The following is an 18,660-nucleotide window of genomic DNA, read 5'->3' as shown; positions in this document are numbered from 1 at the left end:
GGGCAGTTGACGCACTGAACGAGACTGGAAAGACAGTATCCCGTCGGTGTCCCACAAAACAGATGCCTGTGAAAACGGGGGAGATTCCCATGGCGCGTGATCAGGAAATTACCTTCTACAGCGACGAACAGACCTTACGCGAATTGGACGAGTTGGCCGACGACCAGGACACGACTCGTTCAACCGTCGTTTTCGAACTCGTTCGTGAGGGGCTTCGTCGCGAACGCGAGGGTGCGGTCTCTGCTGAAACGCGCGCATCTGAACGGCTGCAAGACCTCCTCGATGACGGTCTCACAGACATGGAGGACACTGCCCGGGAGATACAGGATTTGAATGCAAAGACTGGCGTCTATGCTGTGGCTGCGTTCGAACTTGTGAAGCAACAACACGGCGAGGCGGCTATTCGAGAGGCCTTGCAAACCGGTGCGCGACGACTCCGTGAGGACGACGTTGACGATCTCGCTAGCGGCGGGGATGACGACCAGAGCGCAACTGCTGAAGATGACTCTGATCAGGACGGCAGTGGACTCGATTTCGAAGCACTACGTGAGGGCAACCAATGACAACGGTCATCGACTCTGATTTTAAGCGCCGAGACACGGGGGCGCTGATGCGCTACATCGAGCACGAGGAAGAGAACCTGCGCGACCGAACGGGCCAGGAAATGGATGAGAGCGAGCAGCAGCATCTGCTCGACCGTTCCGAGGAGAATGGGATGAGTCGCCATCTCATCATCTCGCCCGAGAATGCGGAACAGCTCGATAACAAGGAAATCGGGCGCGCGACACGGCAAACCATCCGTGAGACCATCGGTAGTCGCGAGGGTGTTGACTGGGGCTATGCCGTCCATCGCGATGGTGGTGACCGTCCTCACGCGCACGTGGTCGCGACTGGGCGCGCTGACCAGCCTGGCGACCCGCTCTGGATCGACAGGGAGGATCTCGACCAAATTCGTGACCGAGCGCACGAGCATTCAATTGAGCAGGAGCAGGGCGTTGAGCACGCCCTCGACCAGGCCCTTGACGAGTCAGTGGGCCAAGAGCAGGAACAGGAGCAGATTAGCCAGGAGCAGGAGCAGGACCGTGGACAGGGACATAGTCGATGAGTCTGACGAAGCGGTTCCAGTACTACGTTCGTCCGGCGTGGTTCGTTGTTGGGTGGATTCTGTTGCTCCTCGTCTGGCTTTTCTACCTCCCGACTCCAGAATTCCCAGTCATCCCTCTCTCAATCTGGGGGCTGGCATTTCTTGCAAGCCCGTTCATTCTCTATCGGTACTGGGGAGATCGCCCACCGCAGCTAACGCTCTCGTCGGAGCGGCTCGACGACTCTGAGGTTGGGCTTCCAGTCAATCACATCAACGAGACAGACCACTTGAGCGGTCGTCTACTGCGGCGGATGATTCCCATCGACGTGACGGGATCAATCGGGATTCTGGGGGCGACTCGGTCGGGGAAGACCAACGCGGCGAAACTGCTCGTGGACCAGATACGCGACAAAACCGATGAGCAAACGCCGTTCATCATCTACGACCACAAAACGGATTTCCAGGATCACCTCGACGAAGATGAGCGCATTGTCCTTTCAGGTCGGAAAGCCGATGTCCAGTGGAATATCTTCGAGGAAGTCGAATCTGAACAGGAATGCGAAGAGCTCGCTAGAGAACTATTCCCGGCTCCATCTGATGGCTCCGATTTCTTCGCCGATGCCTCACGTCAATTGTTCGCTGCGGTTCTCAAAGTCATGCGGCGAGACGCGCCTGATGGAACCACACCCACGAATGAGGACCTCGTAACGTGGATCGAATCAACGACGGTCGAAGAACTCGCTGAAACGCTCTCGGAGCATCCTGATCTCCAGGGGATCACTGACTACATCGACCCTGACGCGTCCGAACAGTCGCAGGGCGTCATGGCGTCGTTCCGCAAGGAGGTTCGAAATATGTTCCAGGGCGATCTCTGCGAGGCAGGGAGCTGGTCGATTCGCCAGTACATGGACGACCCACAGGGCAAGGTCTTGATCATCGACTATCCGCAACGGCTCGGCGAATCCACGAAGCCACTCATTCGGTTTACTATCGACTGGTCAATTCGGTTTGCGCTCGACGATGGCGATCAGAGCGCGTACTTTGTTCTCGATGAGTTTGCTCGCTTGCCACCACTACGGCGCATCGGGGATCTCGTGAACGTCGGGGCCGGGCAAGACACGCGGGCACTCATCACGTTGCAGTCAGTTGCACAGCTGTATGATCGGTATGGTCGCGACGGGGGCGATGCACTCCTTTCTGGACTGCTCTCGACGATCATTCTCCGGCTCAATGACTCCTCGAGTATCGCGTTCGCACGGAGCAGGGTTGGCACGTACTGGGAAGAGCAGGACATCCCTGAATATAACGCCGATGGCGAGGTTTCTGGAACATCGACTGAGGATGTTGAGAAGCACGCGATGGCCAAAGGCGAGTTCGGGGATTTCGCACCGGGATGGGGGATTATCGTGCGAAACGACGGGTGGGTTGATGCGCAGATCGACCTGTATGAAGATGTTGCTGAGTACATCACCGATACTGGCTCCACGACCGAGGGACGAGAAGTTGATTCAATCGACGAACGGTGTCCTTACTGTGGCGACGTCGTCACGGACTCCGAATGCGTCAATGGAGACTGCCAGAACCGAGAAACGGTTGTAAACTGACTCAGATCAACGAGATGTAGCAGGATGTCAAAGAACGGGTCACAAAGCAGTAAATTTCGGCACGTTTGCTCAGAATCAGCTGTTTAGTACGACTGCGAATTGACCGGTACGACATTACCATTAATGGGATGGTATGCCATTGTACTGTGTACCGATGAAAAACCTCGTCTTAGCCCTAACAGGCGGACTCCTTGTCCTCTTGAGCCCGGCTCTCTTTTTTAAGTCGTGTTCAGACCACTGTGGGAGTGAGGGCTTCTCGCTATTCGGTGTTGAAGTCACACGCTTCGCTGGCGTCATCATCAGTTACTGTACGACTGGGTCGGAATGTACGATGGGGCTCGGGCCTGTGATGCTCCCTATCGGATTGGTTCTGCTTGGGCTCGTATTCATTCGACGGTGATACGTCGGCTGTTCCGGGTAACTGTACTCAACGATAGGTGCTTCACCTGTACTGACCGTTCGTCGGATACTGTAGCACAGTATGAGAACTGTTATGTGATACCCTGTGAGGGAATATAGACTACCACTCACACTGTTCGTTCTACCCACAAACGACAGCTGCTGATCTCTGTCCTCACCCACTCTCGAACTTCATCGCCAGCGGTGGTATCGGGCCGTCAATCCAGTCGAGATACTCCACTGATGTTTGTCGGTTGAACCAAAGCAGATCTGATCGTCCCTCGTATGCATTGGTAGTTACGCTAAAACCGTGGTCTGCGAGGAGATCCGCGAATGCAGAACCGTCCGGGTACCACAGTGCAAGAGAGCCGCTATTATTGAGCGTACCCCGAAACGAGGTAAAAATACGAGCCGCTCGTGGAGAGAAATCGACGAATTCGTTGGTAAGAGACGCATCAACTAAGTGCTGTAACCACGGACAGGAGACGGATGTCCATCGCCATTTCTCGTGTTTGTGTTCCGTCTGGTCACCAGCGACTTCAGTAAGCGTCTCGCGGCCTGCCCCTTCCTTGATCGTACTGTGCCAGATGCCGATCTCCTCAGCGATCCACTCTAACGCCTGCTTGTATTTTGTTGTCTTCACTAGCAGCGGATTGTTGCCAGTCTCCGAGACGGTCGCGCCCGCTAACCAGAGCCCAGTGAAAACCGCTCGCTCGCTCTCGCTTGGATACGGGAAATCGCACGACGTCGAGTTCGACCAATGTTGGCCGATCCGTTGATAGTCCTTCTCACTCTCACAGACTGGACACTGCGTCATTCTCGGTACTTTACTTTTTGCTCGTCGTACATAGGTCTCGTTTTTCCAGTTAGTCGGATGTAAGAGGACAGTTTACAAACCCATTTGTCTGTGTATCGATGGATCGATAAGGGGATCTACACAGAGTAGTTTCTCTTCAGGAATCGTCGCTATACAGGGTATTGTGGCGAAAATCACCGCCAGCAACTACGGATAGCCACTTCAGCTCCCCATAGTCGTCTTCATCGCCTCCTGGTTGGATGTAAGCGATGGTAGGTTTGTCTTGGTCAGGAACCGTGATTCTATATTCCCCACCTCGAGAACCCTCCAACTCTACGATAGCGGTTCTTGGATTAAGATCAATTCTCTTCGCTCTACAAGGGGCGCGTTGAATACTATCTGTTTCCGCGTACCACCGGACTTTGTCACCTGGTTCTAATCGTTCGACCAGATCTCGAATCGAACCCATAGTACATTTATGCTGGAGAGGGGCGAAAGTTCTTGCTTAAATTTCGGTTTTGAATGTCACGAGAGTGTAATCACTGATCCTCCATGAGGCACTAATATATCAATCCCCAAACCACCGCACAGTATCTCCATACCAGCGCACAGATATTCCGGCGCTGTCTGGCGCTTTCTCTAAAAGTGCCAGCAGGGTTTTAACCTGCCACGCGGTGAGCCACACCGAATTTCCATCGCACATAGCTCGGTCAACCCCCCACTCTTCTCGGAAGCGTCTACCAAGTCCTTCAGATCGTACAACAAGACAGCCACTTCTCGAATCAGTCATCGACGGGCCGATGCATCGCTACTCGTCGACGATCCACGGATTCGCATTCTCGGGCCACCAGTTGCTCGACCGGACAGACACACGAGGTTCCTGTTGAGGAGCTGGGGCTGAACAGGACCTCGTTACAAATCGATAACGGTGGGTGTCGTGTCCGGAGCTAATCGCGAAACAACCATCGGGAAAGCCCAGCGCTCACGACGACTGTGAGCGCTCGGAACCTGGAGGTGGAGGGGTGGTTCGGGATACGAAAAACGAGTGCCGGGTATTCGCAGCTACGGCATCTGCTCCTCAGTCGTCACACAGCCGTTCGTCCAGTCGATCCCGGCGACATCGTCGACCTCGTAGCTTCCCGTTCGACCACAGACCGCACAGCGATAGAACTCGAAGAAGCCGTTCGCCGCTTCGTTCTGGCTTGCACGCTCCAACTCTAGCCGCCGACTCCCACACTCACAGACCAACATCACCGTCGTACCTCCTCAGCTGGCAGTTCGATCACCGCCGCACTCTCGGTGAGTCGGCCATCTGGGCGCGGGACTCGACCGGCTCGAATCTCCATGTCGACCCGCCGGAGGTGTTTGCACCCACCGTCTGGCTCGCCTGTCTGCCAGTCCGGGCACGAGCACGTCTCTGAAACGACGTCGACCTCATAGATGCTGCCGCTTGCACCCTTCTGGACACCATAGATGCCGCCTTCCTGCGAGAGCCACACGTCCATCTCCTCGGTCAACGCCCGCTGCGTCCGCGCATCCTCAATGCGATGGCCGCCATCGGTGACGACCGGTGGGATCGTCGTTCGGAACTCGCTGAGTTCGGTCTGTACCAGTACGCTCTTACCGCTCTCGTTGTTACTCGACATTGCACTCACAAGGTGCGAGGCGCGGCGAACGCCGCGTCTTCATTCATCCTCTTCCCGACGACCTGAACCTCGACACTGCGGGCTACCGCTCGCGCCTCGGGTGCCCTGGCGCGAGCGGGTCACAGAGGAAGGCGCAACGCCCGCAGCCACGCGACCGTCCAGCGGAGTATGCCCGGTCGCCGAACGGAGCGACCAACGGGAGCGGAGTGAGGACAGTTCCGAGCACCAACTGGAGCGCAGGAACCGACGGGCATACCCGCTGGCGCGCGACCCATTCGCGCGAGCGAGCACGGCGACCGCGGGCGGCCGCGCCTGACGACACGCACACACCGAGGTTCCTGAGTAACTCGCGCTGCCCCAGCTGGGTCGGTACGGCGCAATAGCGGGGCTCGATGAGCGACCGACAGCAATAGGCACGCTCTCGACTGACGTCTCGACGATGTCCACGCGGTCAGCGATTAACCAACACTGACGCGTCATACCGCGTTTCTGTTGGTTAATCCGTTTGCATCCCTTTCCGGATTCTCTGCCCTTCTGCCGCCGAACACACCACTGGTTCCAGTGTTGGTTGATACGGCCGACACCCGGTATCGACCTGTAACAGTTGTTGCTAGTGCGGTTTCTTTATTCAGAGCAGTGCTGGAACTGAGGCGGCTGAATCGGTAAGTGGAGCTGCTTAGTTATCGCGTCGTTGTTCCTCGATTTCTTCTGCTTGTTTGTTTATTTTGGCGAGTTCCCGGACCCGCTGGCTGTCCGACCCACCGTGACCGATTCGGACGGACAAGTCCAGCGGGGATGGAACAAAGCGACCCTCATCTTCCTCTTCACCGGATTCTTCACCGGATTTCTCTTTGGATTCCTCACTTCCTCTGAATAAGGCGAGGAACACCTCCCAAACACTGAGGGCCATATACGATATCTATGAGTCGTTCGAGGATAAGTGTTGATGCGGTTGCATCAGTAGGGCCAAACAATCGGTATCTCCCCTATCCATGTTCACGCTGAGGGACAACCGACCGCTAAATGGGCATTCTTATATTTACTAACTCTTCTGAGAATAGACTACGCGTTTTGTTTCTGTATTAGGAAATATCCTATGAGTGCATAGCCAATAAATAGCAGAATATAGTTGATAGGTAATAAATCGGGGATTTCCATCCAATAAGTTGAAACTAATGGTAGCAGAAATGTAGTAGAATGGGATGCAAGTCCGAATCCAAGGAATATCATCGAGCGGTCATTTCTCTGTTTGTAAATGTAGAATGCCATCCCGGAAATAATGTATCCAACGAGGATAGCAATCACGTGAGCAACAGGCATCCCTGTACCGAATCCAATCATCTCAACTTATCAATTTTCTCGCCTGTATTAAAAAGATTGTCGCCCAGCATTTGCAGGATGTAGTAGTGATAAGTAATTCCTCTGTACTTACCGGGCGTTTCACCTTATCCACTGAATAAAGAAACCGTATTGGCAACTACTGGTAACACACCGCGTTTCGAGTGAAAAACAGCCGCGTCGGTAGCTGGCGAGCCAGCTGAGAACAGCACGCGCTAGTGGTGCGCAGCGATAGCGTCGTCAGCCGTGGGTGACGGCGACCGGCTCGACGACGATCGTGCCGGTCCGGAGGACCGGGCGCTTTGCACGGCCGTTCTCCTCGAGCGTCGTGACGCCGTGCTCGGCGAGGACGGCGAGGTCCCGCGAGACGGCACCTTTGTCACGGCCGACCTCTCGGGCGAGGTCGCGGATAGACTCGTATTCGCCCACGCGAAGCGCGTCGATGAGTTCCCGTCGCCGGTCTGTGAGGACGTCCGCTGCCTCGCTGAGGGCGAGCACAGTCACGTTATCGTAGTCGCTCTGGGCGAGCGTGCGGCTGAACTCGGCCCTGTCTGCAACGCGGTCAGCCGTCTCGTCTCCCGCATGGCTTATTTCAGACACATATATCAACCTCTCTACTGTTGCATTAGAAGTCAATAGTCATAAAACCTCTGCTGAATTTCGCGGGGACGGCCGATTGATCCACCAGTGAGGGTGGTATCTTGGGTAGCGTTTTATGCTAGGCTTCGAAAATCGGTATGAGCGAGTATGTCTGAATCGTATGACTACGCCTACCCTCTCGGCACACACAAAGGGCGGATGATTCGCCTTGCGGTCGATCTCTCTGACGCCGTCGACACCGCGACCGCCCCCGTGACGACCGATTTCGCTGTCTGGTTGTTCTACTGGATGCCGTCTGAGGACGCACCCGACGCCTCACATGAGCACATCGTCCGGATCGACGATCGAAAGCACGGCGGCCCACACATCGACCGATTCTATAGCGAAGAAGGCGGGAAAGATACCTCTCTCCCGTCGGATTTTGATGCTGAGAATGCTGAGGAACGTCTGCGCGAGGACTGGCGACACTACGCCGAAACCTACCACCAAGCGCACGGCGGCTGGCGGTGAATGAAGTTAGAGCTCCTCGATTGGATCGAAGATACCGCCGGACGTCCCGGGCGCATCGGCATTCGGTTCGACGCCAGCACCCGTGTACTGCACATCGAACAGGGATGCGACCAGTCCACTGATACCCTCATCACAGACCGATGGAGAAGACACTTCCACATTCAGTTAGTCAACGGCACAATTGGAGAGTGAACTCGTGAGCAAACGTACCGATTCCGAGTCTCAAACTGAGGACTACCGGCAAGAGGACGAGGTAGAGATCTTCTTCAAGATCGTGGCGGTGATGGCGGCCGCGCTGCTGTTTCCCTGGGTGTATGCCATCCTCGAGCGGGCGAATTTCACTGCCCTCAAATTCGAAGGGTTACATCGCAGTCGCGCACTCTGGCTCGTCCCGCTGTTCTACCTGGTCGGGGCAGTCGGAACTGTCCTGCTCTTTCCAGCACACCTCAAACTGTTCTGGGCGTTCCACGTCCTCCTGCTCGCACAACTGGCCGAGCTCATCCTCCATCAGGCGGGATATCTGACCGGCATGGCCCTCCCGCTCGTCGAGCAGTTCACGCTACTCCGCGTCGGCGGCTTCATCGGCATCCTCGGCGCTACAGCCTATACTGGCCAGCGACTGCGTACCTGGGACACGGAACGCGAACTCTATAGAATCATCAGCGACGGGAACTACGTCCTGCCGTTTCGGGGACTCTCTGCTGTGAGCGATCACATGAGCCTCTCACGGTTTTTCCCACTGCAGAAGGACCGTTCAATTCTCGTCCTCGGGGAGACGGGCGCGGGGAAGACGGAGACGATCAAACATCTCTCCCATCAGATGCAGGCTGGGGCTGACGATCCGTTTGTCGTCTTCGACTACAAAGGCGAATATCAGGACATCCTCGAGCGCGACCACAACCACGAGGACCTGATTTACCTCTCGTCGACGGGCGCAACCGCACACTGGAATCTCTTCGCCGAAATCGAACGCGAGGGCGATATCGACGAAATCGGCCGAGCACTGTTTCCTAAAACGGAGGGATCTGAGTTCTTCAGTCCAGCCGCACGCCAGCTGTTCGTTGCGGTCGTGACGTATCTCCACCGGGAAGCCCAAGCGGACGACACAACGCCGACGAACGCGGATCTTGTGGCGTTTGTCCAGTCGACCGATAAACAAGAGATGCACGAGCAGCTTACCGAACATTCGGATCTCACTGCGGCGGCCTCGGCAATCGATCCGGATTCAGAACGACAGGCTGCAGGCGTCTACGCGAACTTTCAGCAGATCATCGCTGACCTCTTCCGCGGCGACTTCGCTGAAGCGGGCGAGTTCTCGATCCGCGAGTACATGCAGGACCCACAGGGGCGGACGTTGCTCTTGGACTTCCCGATCACAGAGGGTGACGCGGTCCAACCCGCATTTCGATTCTTCATCGACTGGGCAGCACGCTTTGCGCTTGCTGACGACCAAGATACGTATTTCGTCCTGGACGAGTTCGCGCGCCTTCCTAGTCTCCGGAAGATCGGTGACCTGATCAACGCGGGACGGGGCCGGAACACCCAACTCCTGCTCGGCGTCCAGTCGGTCGCACAGCTCCACGACGCCTACGGGAAAGACCGCGCGAATGCGCTACTGAGCGGCCTCGTCCAATCAGTAATCATGCGGGTCGGCGATGCAGCGAGCGTCGAGTACGCCCGGTCACAGATCGGCCGTGAGGAACAGCGCCGGTCCGTCCCCGTACATGACCGTGACGGACGCTCCGTCGGCCGCCAGGAACTCCAGGATGAAACGCATCCGATCGCCGAAAGCGACCTCGAACGCCTCGACGATGGCGAGGCGATCGTCATCGTCCCCGACGGTTGGATGCGCGGCCTGATCGCCCGCTTTACAGCGATTCGAGCGCAGCTCGAGCGAGCGCTTGAACGCGCGACGAAAGAGTGACGGCAGCGAGAAGATAACGTCCCTACATTGGTTCCGGGATTCCGACTGCACTGAACCGGACGTCGACCGCGCCGCAGGCCGCGCAGTTGTCGATGAATGCACAGACCTGCAGTGAGGTTTCCATCTCCTGAACGGCCCCACACACCCCGCATTCGTACGATGTAACGAACTGGAACGCGCCGGAGTCCTCGTCGGTATCGGGGCGGTTGCGGCTCCGTCCAGCAGTCGGTGTCTGTTCGTAACCGGTCGTCGACGTCGACGAACCCTCCGAGCAAGTACTATCCTCTCCAGTCGGGGAGTGCCACGCATCGCTGGGTAGGGCATCATAGACCTGAGACGGATCCGTGTGCTCCGTATCGACTGAGCCACGTTCAGCCGGACAGTCAGCTGCGTCGGTATCCTGGCCGGACGGATCAGCGGTTTCACTCATCTCGCTCTGGTCATCGGGGCTCGAAGACGAGTTCGTCGGGGGGAATTTCGTCGTCGACACGCCGATTTCGAGGTACTCGGACTGACTGTGGAGCTGCCCGTTGATGCCAGCAGCGAGTTCTGCGAGCGATTCAGCAACGACTGTATCGGTGGTATCGCGATGGCTTGCATCGAGGAGCCAGTCGCGAAGGGCGGTTGCGGTGTCGAGTTCGAGTCTGAACGAGGGGTCTGTTGCCATTGGCTACGGTGCCTCCACGCTACTGGGGGAACAGAAACCTGCCATGATCTGGGCCTCGGTCGGTTGATCCCAGCTGAAGGACGACGTTCCTTCAGGGGTTGTCAATGAGGTTGTGGCTGCCGGCCGACCGGAGGGAGGCCGGGAGCGGAGGGAGGGGCGGTGGAGGGATCATCGGGCAAGGATCGCAATAACTGTCCTCCAGAAGGGGGTGTCAGAGAACAGTCCCATACCGTGGATTCGATAACGGATAGAGTGATAGATTCAGGGTATAAACGACTCATCTGATAAGATTGGTTCGGCGGTTTTCCTCTTCACTCACCTTCGTTTTCCTGTTCCTGATATCTTCTCATGCACGTTCTATTGCAGAATATGTGGGCGCTGTTACGGGGAGAATCTAATCCTTCGCCGGGTGGGACCTTGTCGTCACAATAATCACAAAATGCCATACCGGTAGATCAAGTTCTGAGGTTGTATACCTATCTGTTCGTACTGTTGAGCTCACACATCCACGTAGCGATTCGGTGTTCCGATTTCAGACGCCAAACTGAATAAAGAAATCGCGCTATCACTACAGTTAACCAACAGAGAACTACATCGCCTGTCCTGTTGGTTAATCAGTTTCTGAATCGTGCATCTTCGCCTCATCCCGCGTTACGCTTCTGGTGATGTCAATGCGAAACCCCAACGAACCACGCCCAGTCTCGAGATACACCGATTGTCGAAGAACACCCCATATTCGGAATGTAAACCGTCAATAAGCCGCTTGAGACGGCCGTCTACGCACATCTCACTTTCACAGGGAAACGAAATGGACGACGGAAACCAGGGGTGAATACTCGACGTTGCAGTGCTGTCGGTTGTGGCTGCCGGTCGACCGGAGGGAGACCGGGAGCGGAGGGTGGGGAGGTGGCCCGTTACCGGGCAGTAGACGTCGTGGGGACAGACGGGATTTCCTCGGTGGGCTTTTCAGCCATGCTTTCGCTGTTGGCACATGGCATTCGGACCGGGCATCTCGGTTCCGACCATTACGGGAACGCGGGTGGTATACCCGGTACCGATCGTTGCGGCATGGGTTGTACTCACTGTCGCGAGCATCGGCCTCGGCCGCATCATCCGTCGAAGCAAATTCTGGCTCGTCAGGGTGACAGGGACCGATCCGCTCGGCTGGTTCGAGTTTCCCGATCGCGAACGCACTGACGACACGGAGGATACGGAAGGTACGGAAACGTACTCGGTCACGGATCTCAAGGAGCAGCTCGACTGGGAGCGAGAGTGGTGGCGTCGGAAGGCACGGTTTGGGGTCCGGTCAGCTGTAGTCGCGCCGGTGGTCGAGGAACTCACCTTTCGGGGTGGTCCATTGCTGCTGGCGCTGACACTGGACGGGTATCGGCTCCCGCTGTTGATCGGTGGGTCGGTACTCTGGGCGTACGTCCATACGCTGAATCCGCGCGGCTACCGTCGGGCGACAGCACCGGTATTTGTCGGTGGGTTGCTTTGTCTATATCTGTGGGCGGTAGGGCTCTGGTGGGTAGCAGTGCTGGTGCATGCGGGCAATAACGCAACTGCGATGGCGCTGGAGGTCGGCAGAGAGTGGTGGAGACGCTGGCAACATCCCTTCGCGCCGGGCGAGGAATACACGGTGACGGTCGACGATCATGGTCCGCAACCAGAGGCTCACGGGCTGTATCGAGCGTACACACCAGCGAACGAGACACTCCACGTCGCCAATGTCGAACCGGGCGAAACCACTCGTGTGCGAGTGGCAACGACGGTTGGATTCCACGGCCATGCATATCCGGTCGCCGAGTCACGCCGAGAACCTGAGTGAGCCACTCCGGTCCACATTCGCCGCGATGTGGAGGTGGTCGAACAACTCGGCGGCGAAAGCCCGGCACGCAGTGCACGCCCGGACCGTGGAGGTGGGTGGGGCGGTCGGGGCGGTACCGGGCGGTGGGCGCACTAAACGGACACTACTATTGGCTCGTGTTACAGAGGGGCGCATATGGCCCGCCCGCGATGGTTCCCGCTCGCACGCAAGGAAGCCCGCACGATCCTCACCTCCAAAGGTCCGTGGGCGCTGGCGATCCTCCTCGTCCTCTGGGGATACCGACCGAGCTACGTCGGCTGGGACTACCTCGGACCAGATATGACAGTCGGGTTCGTCCAAGTCGCGAGCACATTTTTGCTCCCACTGGGCGTCCTCCTGTTGAGTTACCGGTCGATCGTCGGCGAGCGGACGTCGGGGAGTCTGAAGTTCGTCCTCGGATTGCCGCTCACGCGAACCGACATCCTCGTCGGCAAAATCCTCGGCCGAAGTGCGGGGATCGCGATTCCCGTTACGGCGGCCGCACTCGTGCTGGGTCTGATCGGAGTCGCCCGGTTCGGCCTCTTTTCGCCGCTCCTGTTTCTGGCTGTCTTCCTTGCGATGCTCCTGTACGTCGTTGTTCTCGTCTCGATCGCGACAGCAGTCTCGGCGGTGACAACGAGTACAGTCCGTGCGACCGGTGTGATCTTCGGCGTCGTCTACCTCGTGTTGACGGTCCTCTGGAAGACAGTTGCAGGGATGACCTACAGCAACCTAACCGGACTCGCAGCCACGCCGACCAATGCACCGGCCGACGGCTTGCTGTTCGCACTCCTCAGAATCTCACCAGATAGAGCATACCGTGTCCTCACGAACTGGATCCTCGAGGTCGGGAACTCGGGCGCGGGCTACACTGGCGTGATCACCAAGCTCCATACCCCCACAGCCGTCAACGCGTACGTCGTTGAGGCAGCATTCGAGACAAAACCGATCCCCGTCTATCTACACGAAATATTGGGACTCGTCGTCTTATTGCTGTGGCTCGTCGTGCCGCTGGGACTTGCCCGCTATCGCTTTGAACGGGGTGATCTGGTGTGACGACGCCAGCCATCGAAACCAGCGGTCTGACGAAGCACTACGACGGCACCGTCGCTCTCGATGCGCTCGATCTGACCGTCGAGCAAGGCGAAGTGTATGGTTTTCTCGGCCCCAACGGTGCCGGCAAGTCGACGACGATCAACCTGCTGATGAACTACATCAAGCCGACCGAGGGAACGGCGCAGGTCCTCGGGCACGACCCCTGGGACGAGGTCGTCGCCTGCCACCAGCGGGTTGGCATCCTCCCCGATCGATTCGATATCTACGACGACCTCTCTGCCCGACGCCACCTCCAACTGGTGATCGACACCAAGGGCACTGACGACGACCCACCGACACTGCTCGAACGGGTTGGCCTCACCGACGCCGTCGACCAGCCAGCGGGCGAGTTCTCCCAAGGGATGGAACAGCGCCTCGCGCTTGCGATGAGCCTCGTCGGCGACCCGGACCTCTTGATCCTCGACGAACCGTTCACCGGGCTCGATCCTCACGGCGTGGCGTTGGTTCGGGACGTCGTCAAGGCCGAATCAGAGCGCGGGGCGACGGTGTTTTTCTCCAGTCACGTCCTTGGGCAGGTCGAACTGGTCTGTGATCGCATCGGTATCCTCCACCAGGGACACCTCGTCGACGAAGGAGCGCTGACCGACGTCCGGGGCCGACTCGGACTCCAGGCCGACGCAACGGTAGAGGACATCTTCGTCGAACTCACCGAGGACTCGATCCGTACTGGGGAGGTGGAGCAATGAAACGCCGTCACTTCCTCGGGGTGGCGACCGTGTCGATGACCGGGCTCGCGGGCTGTATGGGGAACACCGAGTACACTGTCACCGATGTCTCCGTCGCCGACCCGGCGGGGCCGCTGGCGCTCGACCTGGACCTTGTGGATGCTGCCGCGACGGTTGACAGTCCGGCTCGGCTCGACGTGACGCTTCGAAACGATGATGACGAGGATATCAGTATCCGGAATACTGGTGTCTGGCCGCTGGGTCTGCTTGCGCTGGCACGGTCGGGCGAGCGTGGTCGAGGGAAAATTCTGCTCCGCTCGGACCAGTATGGAGAGACCGATCGGGTCGAGGTGACGGCGAACGGTATCCAGACCGACAACGTACCGATCGTCCGCCCACTTGACGCTGGCCAGTCAGTCACGAACCAGTACGAGATTCACGGCAATCGTTTCTATAGTTCCGGTACGTACACACTTCGGGGGTATTTCGAGGAGGTACCACTCTTCTACCGGGTGGGGAACGCCGAGGAGTGGACTGAGTTCTATCCTGAAGCCACCATCACCGTCGAGGAACGATCGCTGCTGCCCTGACGCTCTGTTGAGTCGAGACGTGTATCGTCTAGGTCGAGAGTGGGTCTGACCGTTCCATAGATCAACGAAGAAATGGGCGGAGAAACGGAATTGCCCTATATTGAGCGATTAGTTTCACTTGTATGATCACCTGTCTATAGTGTCGGTTGTGGCTGCCGGCTGACCGGAGGGAGGCCGGGAGCGGTGGGTGGGGAGGCGGGGCGTTACCGGGCGGTGGTCACGATAAAAAAAAGAGGGCCTTGAGAGCTCGTTACCGCAGTCGGACGCGGCCGCGTTCGAGGACTGCGCCCGGATCGTCGCTTCCGTGCTTGTCCACGTAGGCGTCGTGCAACGCCTGCGAGTACCGGCTGACTCGACTTTTCGAGGTGTCGACGACAGTGCTTGCTGCTTCAGCCACCTGCGCTTGGGTGACGACCTTCCCGTCAGTGAGCCGATCCGCCGCATAGACGGCCGCCGCCCCCATCGTCAGGCGTGACGTCCCCGGCCCAACCGGTTTCTCGTCGGCGATCGCCAGGAAGTGGTCACTGAGTTCCCGCAGCTCCAGACACGTCTGCACGTCGAGACTGTCGTCGAGCGCGATGAGCACATCGTCGACGACCCCCTCTCGCGCCGGGGGCACATCCAGACCGAGCTCGCACCGCAACTTCCGCGCTGCCGCGCTCACTCGCTCATACGAGGACTTCGTATACTGCACGACCTCGTCACACGACCGGGGGAATCCCGCCTCGGTCGCTGCGAGGAGCACTGCTCCACCGGCGAGTGCTTCCCAGGACATCCGGCCGCCGGGAAGCCGCGCGTCGGCCGCCTGCTTCAGGAACAGTCCGGCATCTTCGGCGACGAACCCGGGGAGTGCCAAATTGCCGGTGATCGACTCGATATCGCGATAGCCCTCGTTGAGCCGAATCGCGCGCTTGTCATCCATTTGGAAGCGCTTGTGCCGCTGCCGCAACCGCTCGAACTTATCCATCTGCTCGCTCGACAGCGAATTTCCGTATCCATCGCTGCCGAGGAAGAACGTCGTATGGAGGCCTTTGTCGACCCGGAGTGGGTTGATCGACTCACAACTCCACTCAGCAGGCCCGCTATCGTCCGAGGGGCCATGCACACGAAGCATCGGCTGGCGATCAACGTGCTCCGCGGAGACCACAAGACCGCATTTCATACAGTACGATTCCTGATTTTCACTGACGACCCGTCCGTCGCACTCGGGACATGCCGACCGCCTGCTCGGTGCACGCTCAACGACCGACTCCTCGGACGCCTCGTTGTTCTCGGCTGCCTGTTCGACCGAAGATTCATACCGTACAAAGCTCGTACTTGACATTGGTTCTTACACCGAACCTGAAGGCGCTCACGCGCCCGACACCGCGATGCTACTACATCGCGGATTTCTCAACGACTACGACCGACAGACTCGTCTGCGCGCTCTCGCTCGCGCCTTCGTGAGCGCCCTTGGGCGCGAGCGAGAGCGCGCCCGAGGCGGACGATCATCCAGCACCGCGCGCCGACCCGCCCGGAGCGAGCGGCCAGCGCATTCCCCGTTCGCCGCGACGCAACTACGTCCGTCGCGGTCGGCTTCGCCGAGGTCCGCAGGACCCGAACGGGTGAAGCGCTGGCGTCGAGGGCACATTCATTTTAGCCCGGAACGGGCGCTCGCGGTGCGGAGAGCGCCCGCACGCCCGGAATGGTCGGTCGCGAGCGACGCGGAGGGCGGCAGCGGCGAGCGGGGCGTGCCGTTACGAACCACCTGACCAACCGGACTCGACGCTCGGTGGCACGACCGGCGTCCTGGCGGACTCAGAAAGGGCGAGGCCGTCTCGGTCGTCCCCCGACCCTGCAAGCACCGAGCGAAGCGAGGCGCGCAGCTGTGGTCGCGGGATGCCGAGCGGCCGAGGGCTTTCATTACTGGTATCCGTCGAGCTGATGTTCGATAGTGCGAATCGTCGACGGGGTACGCGACCGCTGTTAACCAACATTCACCGGTCGGAAACACCGTTGTTGGTTAATCGGAATGCAAAACAAATTCGCCCGCAGACAGCCTGTTTTTCATTCGGCACGAGGGGGGTGTTTACTGGAAATGGTGGAGTGTTCTTAACCAACAGCGTGGGGGATGAGGTGTTAGCGTTGGTTAAGATCTATCTGAAGCTCCATTCGGCCGCCGTCGCTATGATCGCGACCCAACTTCCGTGCCGGGTTTGAACTCGGTTAATTCCTCGATGCGCTGTTCGAGATCGTCTACTTCCTGGCGTAGCTCTTCGGCGTCGGGATCATCGCTCAGCGCGAGCTGATCCTTCAGTCCCTGCAGCCGGGTTTCCTTGCGCTCCTCGTCGACGTCGGCTTTGCGCACGTACTCGTTCTCCTCGATCTCGTAGACCGCCGATTCGGAGAGTTCGGTCACGTCGAGGGCGTCGTCGACCTTCTCGCGATCGACGGCCAGAATCCGCTCGCGGGGAATGCCGGCGTCCTCGAGGACGGCCAGAACCTCGTCGTCGTCCTTCAGCGAGCGATTGCGGCGACTCGTCCGCTGGACTGACCCGTACTGACCATGCACCGGCTGGTCGTGGTGGAGCCGTCCAAGGAGTACCTCACGCACGTCCTGCCGGAGGTCACCGGCGTTGCGCTGGACGTCCGAGAGTAGTGTGTAGATGTTGATGAGCGCCGGCGTCTCACAGTCCTCGAGTGCGGTTGGATCGTGGCGTTCGAGCGCGTCGATCAAGAGAAGCATATCGGCGTAGACGTCGAGGTCGGGTTCCGTACGGTCTGCGGCGTCGTCCTGGTCGGCAGCGGGTTGGGTGGCCGTCCCAGTGATGAGCTGGGACGTCGTCGGCTCGTCGGTTTCGGTGAGCGTCCCAGTTCGATCGTCGATCTCGTAGCGGGGATGCAAGCTGAGTACTGCCGCGTACGGGTCTGCGTCCGGGGGTAGGCGCTGGAGGTTGAAGGTGCCGCCAGCGTCAGTAATGCGCTCGGCCAGCGTTTCGAACTGCTCGCGTTGGAGCGGCTGGGAGTCGCCTGCGTCGATGAACTCGATGACGATGCGGTGCTCTTGGACGTCGGTGAGGCGGAAACGCGTCTCCGACAACGGCGTGATGAGTGTCGCATCCGCGGCGAGTTCCTCACACTCGTCGAGGAGCGTCCGCCAGCTCGCGGTAAAGGGCATGGTAGTCCTTGGTCGTATGGCGGGAAAATCTCTCGGCCCAGTCCTTGCTTGAAATGCGTCTCCTGCGGCTCTCTGACTGGATGGCGCAGTTAACCAACAGGATCACCCTATGCGTCGATTGTGTTGGTTAAGGTGGACCATTCGTACGCAAAGCTGCGGAACAACCGTGTCGTCACTCCGCTCAATGCGGGCATCAAGCGGCGACTCAAGATTTGTGAAGCGGATTTCCTGTTCGATCGTGCCGGTCCGCCGGAACAACCTCCGTTTCAAGCAACTCGAAGACCTGGACGTCGAACGGAAAGACGGGATCCAAATTCGATTAGCCGAGTTCGAGCTGGATATGCACTGGCGAGAGGCCCTCTCGAAGTACGCTGGGCAGCATGAATCCCACTGTACAGACTTCGCGCAGGCTGTTCTCGAACGAGCAGAGCGGGACGATCTACTCGACCGTCAAGGACCAACGAAACAAGAGTTCATCACGTATCTGGAGGACGGTCTCGTCGAACGGGACTTCAGAGAAATGTTCTGATCAGTCTCGAAGCTCGGCGACCGACTGACCGACCTCACGGACGTGTTCACTTCGCTCGAGGTCGAGTTCCTCGGCGAGGTAGTCAACCGTCTCTTCGAGGCTCATACTGGAAAGAAATCCGCCTAGCGGTATAAATCTATGCTGGAGCAGCTATGTAGCCCATTGGCGAAAGCGTCTGTTTATACCGAA

General features: G+C 58.4%; 19 protein-coding genes and 1 pseudogene. 10 read left to right on the top strand and 10 right to left on the bottom strand.

All coding sequences use genetic code 11. The annotated features are described in order from the left end of the window. The first annotated feature begins 89 nt into the window (after positions 1-89). From LT974_RS15640 to LT974_RS15630, 3 genes are read left to right on the top strand one after another with little or no spacing between them, the layout of a single operon-like run. Positions 90-563, top strand: a complete 474-nt coding sequence (locus LT974_RS15640) for a hypothetical protein (RefSeq protein ID WP_004592030.1) — start codon at positions 90-92, stop codon at positions 561-563. Beyond that, positions 560-1,105 (top strand): hypothetical protein, encoded by a 546-nt coding sequence (locus LT974_RS15635; RefSeq protein WP_004592029.1) that lies wholly within the window; start codon positions 560-562, stop codon positions 1,103-1,105. The genes LT974_RS15640 and LT974_RS15635 overlap by 4 nt, the downstream gene beginning before the upstream one ends. Further along, a complete protein-coding gene (locus LT974_RS15630) occupies positions 1,102-2,688 on the top strand; it encodes a type IV secretory system conjugative DNA transfer family protein (protein WP_232590567.1) in 1,587 nt (528 codons plus the stop codon). Before LT974_RS15635 ends, LT974_RS15630 begins: the two co-directional genes overlap by 4 nt. A 574-nt stretch (positions 2,689-3,262) precedes the next feature. Here LT974_RS15630 and LT974_RS15625 read toward each other — a convergent pair. The 6 genes from LT974_RS15625 to LT974_RS15600 form a co-directional block, all read right to left on the bottom strand. Then, on the bottom strand, positions 3,263-3,730 hold the full coding sequence (locus tag LT974_RS15625) for a hypothetical protein (protein WP_232590566.1): 468 nt from the start codon (positions 3,728-3,730) through the stop codon (positions 3,263-3,265). A 1,215-nt stretch (positions 3,731-4,945) separates the two neighbouring features. Beyond that, complete coding sequence (locus tag LT974_RS15620; RefSeq protein WP_135830745.1) at positions 4,946-5,134, bottom strand: hypothetical protein; 189 nt, start codon at positions 5,132-5,134, stop codon at positions 4,946-4,948. Then, complete coding sequence (locus tag LT974_RS15615; RefSeq protein WP_210425046.1) at positions 5,134-5,529, bottom strand: hypothetical protein; 396 nt, start codon at positions 5,527-5,529, stop codon at positions 5,134-5,136. The genes LT974_RS15620 and LT974_RS15615 overlap by 1 nt, the downstream gene beginning before the upstream one ends. A 676-nt stretch (positions 5,530-6,205) precedes the next feature. Next, the gene (locus LT974_RS15610) at positions 6,206-6,439 is read right to left on the bottom strand and encodes a hypothetical protein (protein ID WP_232590565.1); all 234 of its coding nucleotides are present in this window, start codon (positions 6,437-6,439) and stop codon (positions 6,206-6,208) included. Between the two features lie 152 nt (positions 6,440-6,591). Next, entirely contained in the window at positions 6,592-6,870 is a 279-nt protein-coding gene (locus LT974_RS15605) for a hypothetical protein (protein ID WP_232590563.1), read from the bottom strand. 237 nt (positions 6,871-7,107) lie between these two features. Continuing rightward, complete coding sequence (locus tag LT974_RS15600; RefSeq protein WP_209000315.1) at positions 7,108-7,467, bottom strand: HVO_A0114 family putative DNA-binding protein; 360 nt, start codon at positions 7,465-7,467, stop codon at positions 7,108-7,110. 147 nt (positions 7,468-7,614) lie between these two features. Here LT974_RS15600 and LT974_RS15595 point away from each other — a divergent pair, with 147 nt between their 5' ends. Then, positions 7,615-7,977 carry a DUF7718 family protein gene (locus tag LT974_RS15595; RefSeq protein ID WP_232590561.1) on the top strand — a complete coding sequence of 121 codons (363 nt, stop codon included), beginning with the start codon at positions 7,615-7,617 and terminating at the stop codon, positions 7,975-7,977. 6 nt (positions 7,978-7,983) lie between these two features. Here the strand turns inward: LT974_RS15595 and LT974_RS15590 are convergent, their stop codons facing one another. Beyond that, positions 7,984-8,130 (bottom strand): hypothetical protein, encoded by a 147-nt coding sequence (locus LT974_RS15590; protein WP_232590559.1) that lies wholly within the window; start codon positions 8,128-8,130, stop codon positions 7,984-7,986. Between the two features lie 43 nt (positions 8,131-8,173). On the opposite strand from LT974_RS15590, the gene LT974_RS15585 reads away from it, so the two are divergent. After that, positions 8,174-9,901, top strand: coding sequence for a type IV secretory system conjugative DNA transfer family protein (locus LT974_RS15585; RefSeq protein ID WP_135830742.1), 1,728 nt, complete (start codon positions 8,174-8,176; stop codon positions 9,899-9,901). A gap of 22 nt (positions 9,902-9,923) precedes the next feature. Here the strand turns inward: LT974_RS15585 and LT974_RS15580 are convergent, their stop codons facing one another. Further along, entirely contained in the window at positions 9,924-10,568 is a 645-nt protein-coding gene (locus LT974_RS15580; protein WP_135830741.1) for a hypothetical protein, read from the bottom strand. Positions 10,569-11,559: 991 nt separating this feature from the next. Between LT974_RS15580 and LT974_RS15575 the strand changes: the two genes are divergently transcribed. From LT974_RS15575 to LT974_RS15560, 4 genes are all read left to right on the top strand, one after another. Beyond that, positions 11,560-12,396 carry a CPBP family intramembrane glutamic endopeptidase gene (locus LT974_RS15575; RefSeq protein ID WP_135830740.1) on the top strand — a complete coding sequence of 279 codons (837 nt, stop codon included), beginning with the start codon at positions 11,560-11,562 and terminating at the stop codon, positions 12,394-12,396. Positions 12,397-12,570: 174 nt separating this feature from the next. Then, the gene (locus LT974_RS15570; protein WP_135830739.1) at positions 12,571-13,470 is read left to right on the top strand and encodes an ABC transporter permease subunit; all 900 of its coding nucleotides are present in this window, start codon (positions 12,571-12,573) and stop codon (positions 13,468-13,470) included. Continuing rightward, complete coding sequence (locus tag LT974_RS15565) at positions 13,467-14,216, top strand: ABC transporter ATP-binding protein (protein ID WP_135830738.1); 750 nt, start codon at positions 13,467-13,469, stop codon at positions 14,214-14,216. The genes LT974_RS15570 and LT974_RS15565 overlap by 4 nt, the downstream gene beginning before the upstream one ends. Before the next feature lie 35 nt (positions 14,217-14,251). After that, positions 14,252-14,785, top strand: a complete 534-nt coding sequence (locus LT974_RS15560) for a hypothetical protein (RefSeq protein ID WP_232590557.1) — start codon at positions 14,252-14,254, stop codon at positions 14,783-14,785. Positions 14,786-15,035: 250 nt separating this feature from the next. On the opposite strand, the gene LT974_RS15555 is transcribed toward LT974_RS15560, so the two are convergent. Both LT974_RS15555 and LT974_RS15550 read right to left on the bottom strand, forming a co-directional pair. Continuing rightward, positions 15,036-16,109, bottom strand: a complete 1,074-nt coding sequence (locus tag LT974_RS15555) for a transcription initiation factor IIB (protein WP_232590555.1) — start codon at positions 16,107-16,109, stop codon at positions 15,036-15,038. Between the two features lie 840 nt (positions 16,110-16,949). Further along, positions 16,950-17,942, bottom strand: coding sequence for a hypothetical protein (locus LT974_RS15550; protein WP_232590553.1), 993 nt, complete (start codon positions 17,940-17,942; stop codon positions 16,950-16,952). Between the two features lie 235 nt (positions 17,943-18,177). On the opposite strand from LT974_RS15550, the pseudogene LT974_RS15545 reads away from it, so the two are divergent. Further along, positions 18,178-18,471, top strand: a pseudogene (locus LT974_RS15545) (hypothetical protein); the annotation flags it as partial. Positions 18,472-18,660: the final 189 nt, after the last annotated feature.

Source organism: Halobacterium noricense (assembly GCF_021233435.1).
Lineage (GTDB): Archaea > Halobacteriota > Halobacteria > Halobacteriales > Halobacteriaceae > Halobacterium > Halobacterium noricense.
Note: the sequence above shows the minus strand (reverse complement) of the source record. Positions and strands in the feature narration are given on the sequence as shown.